Source organism: Pseudomonas agarici (assembly GCF_900109755.1).
GTDB lineage: Bacteria > Pseudomonadota > Gammaproteobacteria > Pseudomonadales > Pseudomonadaceae > Aquipseudomonas > Aquipseudomonas agarici.
Genome location: NZ_FOAR01000072.1, coordinates 1 through 1300 on the forward strand (window position 1 = coordinate 1; position 1300 = coordinate 1300).

1 protein-coding gene and 1 pseudogene are annotated in these 1300 nt (G+C 64.6%); both read right to left on the minus strand.

The genetic code is table 11. The features are described 5' to 3' along the window. Positions 1-81 precede the first annotated feature (81 nt). Complete coding sequence (locus BMX68_RS25000; protein ID WP_501037500.1) at positions 82-1209, minus strand: KPHS_23130 family T6SS system protein; 1128 nt, start codon at positions 1207-1209, stop codon at positions 82-84. After that, positions 1206-1300, minus strand: a pseudogene (locus tag BMX68_RS25790) (PAAR domain-containing protein); the annotation flags it as partial. The pseudogene BMX68_RS25790 and the gene BMX68_RS25000, both read right to left, overlap by 4 nt.

The window sequence follows — 1300 nt, forward strand, 5'->3', positions numbered from 1 at the left end:
AGGCCACCGAGCAGCACCAACAGCGTGATGATCAGCAGATAGCCCAACCCCACGCGTATCAAAGATCCCTTGCCCACATCCTTAACTGTTGCCATAAGGCACCGCCACTCCAATTTCCAATCGTTTGTTTCCATCCTGGCTCAACCAGCCACAGGGCTGACCCGCCGTCCCCGCTTGGAGCAAGGCCAGAGACATACCGATAAAGGGAGCCAAGTGCGCCAACACGCCCCATTGCCCGCTCAGTTGATGTTCCGCCGCCGACCAACCGCCCAGCGCAAACGCTTCCTGGCTGGCTTTATCCAGGGCCAGGCACGTGGTCGGCGGCGTTTCCAGCCCGGCGTAACGCTGCATCTGTCCACAGAGTTCGGCGGGCGACTCGTCCGCCTGGCATTCAGCGCGATGCAACAACTGCCGGCCCTGTCGGCTGACCCACCAGAGGAAAGCCCCTTCACCCGGCAGCTCGCTCTGTTCAGCGCGCTCGACCGACACCGCCCCGGCGCACAACAGCCAGTCGTCCTCGCCATGGCACTCGCGATGGAAGGTATCGATCAGGTCGTCCAGATCACTCAAGCTCCGTAAGGGCAAACGCGCCTCGGGCAACACCATGCCTGCCTGGGCCAGCGTCTGCGCGAAAGCCACCTGACTGCTCTCGTCCCCCACCCAGGCAGTCGCCCGCAACTGCGGCCAACACGCGGACAGTTCAGGGAGTGTCAGGGTCAGACGCGCCAGGTGCTGGGCCAGGGCCGGGGCACGCTCGGTAAGAGCGCTCATCGACAACGGACAACGCAACATAAGGTGCGTGGCGCCGGGTGTCGCCAAGGGCGTCGACAGTGGGAGGTCTTTCATCAAGTGTTGGTAATAGGTTTGCACGTCACCCGCCGGCCCGAGCAACAACACCTCCCGCACCGGCAAAGCCAGGCAACGCCGCTGCCACCACGCTTGCGTGGCAGCCTCGACAGTGCGCAGATACACCTTGCGGTTGAACAGTTCGATCTGCCACACCAACACCCGTACCGCCAGCACCAGCGCCCAGCACATCGGCAGCACCGCGCTCCACAGCCACAACGCCAGGCGCGGTTGCTCCTGCGGCCACAGCATCAGCGCGACCGCCGACTGCACCCCAAACAGCAGCACCAACCCCAGCCACCAGCGGCGCCAGCGGGGTTCGCCCGGCGCGATGAGGTCGGGGTATTCCGGTGGGCGATTCATGGCGCGACCATCATCGAAGTGGCCGCCAGGGTGCTGACCAACTGGCAACCACAGGCGCAACGATGGCCGTCCAGCGCCACCGGCTTGCCAT

Bases quoted from the DNA above. Each gene is read 5' to 3' on its own strand.
- BMX68_RS25000 (WP_501037500.1), bottom strand. From the start codon at position 1,209: ATGAATCGCCCACCGGAATACCCCGACCTCATCGCGCCGGGCGAACCC.